Here is a 385-nt window from a genome sequence, read left to right on the forward strand (position 1 = left end):
TTTTAAATTAATACATATTTTCTATCTAATGGCTCGGTAGCTCAGTCGGTAGAGCAACGGACTGAAAATCCGTGTGTCGGCGGTTCGATTCCGTCCCGAGCCACCATTTATCAAAATGGAGGGGTAGCGAAGTTGGCCAAACGCGGCGGACTGTAAATCCGCTCCCTTTGGGTTCGGCGGTTCGAATCCGTCCCCCTCCACCATTTTTACAATTTAAAACGTAGGGGTATAGTTTAATGGTAAAACGAAGGTCTCCAAAACCTTTGATGTGGGTTCGATTCCTACTACCCCTGCCATTTTTATATGGCGGTCGTGGCGAAGGGGTTAACGCACCGGATTGTGGCTCCGGCACTCGTGGGTTCGATTCCCACCGATCGCCCTTTTT

The 385-nt window shown here is 49.4% G+C and carries 4 tRNA genes; all 4 read left to right on the forward strand.

What is annotated here, in order from left to right:
- Positions 1 to 30: 30 nt before the first annotated feature.
- The 4 genes from A194_RS0116595 to A194_RS0116610 all read left to right on the forward strand — a co-directional run bounded on the left by A194_RS0116595 (position 31) and on the right by A194_RS0116610 (position 379).
- Positions 31 to 106: transfer RNA gene (locus A194_RS0116595), tRNA-Phe, on the forward strand.
- An 11-nt stretch (positions 107 to 117) separates the two neighbouring features.
- Positions 118 to 203 (forward strand) — tRNA-Tyr (locus A194_RS0116600).
- 19 nt (positions 204 to 222) lie between these two features.
- Positions 223 to 296 (forward strand) — tRNA-Trp (locus tag A194_RS0116605).
- A 10-nt stretch (positions 297 to 306) separates the two neighbouring features.
- Positions 307 to 379 (forward strand) — tRNA-His (locus tag A194_RS0116610).
- The last annotated feature ends 6 nt before the right edge of the window (positions 380 to 385 follow it).

The sequence above is a fragment of the Alkalibacillus haloalkaliphilus C5 genome, assembly GCF_000269905.1.
GTDB lineage: Bacteria > Bacillota > Bacilli > Bacillales > Alkalibacillaceae > Alkalibacillus > Alkalibacillus haloalkaliphilus_A.